At 71.7% G+C, this 223-nt stretch carries 1 pseudogene; it reads right to left on the bottom strand.

Going from position 1 to position 223, the window contains the following annotated elements:
• Nucleotides 1-223 (bottom strand): annotated as a pseudogene (purH, locus tag E4K09_RS22380) (bifunctional phosphoribosylaminoimidazolecarboxamide formyltransferase/IMP cyclohydrolase); the annotation flags it as partial.

The following is a 223-nucleotide window of genomic DNA, read 5'->3' as shown; positions in this document are numbered from 1 at the left end:
TCGGCGGCCGCCATCAGGCCGTCCGCGAAGGGGAAGAATGCGTCCGAGGCCACGACCGAACCCTTGGCCAGCGTCTCGGGCAGGCCCGCCGCCTTGGCGGCCTCCGCGGCCTTCCAGGCGGCGATGCGGGAGGAATCGACGCGGCTCATCTGGCCCGCGCCGATGCCTACGGTGGCGAGGTCCCGGGCGTAGACGATGGCGTTCGACTTCACGTGCTTGGCGA

This window comes from Microvirga pakistanensis (assembly GCF_004458765.1).
Lineage (GTDB): Bacteria > Pseudomonadota > Alphaproteobacteria > Rhizobiales > Beijerinckiaceae > Microvirga > Microvirga pakistanensis.
Note: the sequence above shows the minus strand (reverse complement) of the source record. Positions and strands in the feature narration are given on the sequence as shown.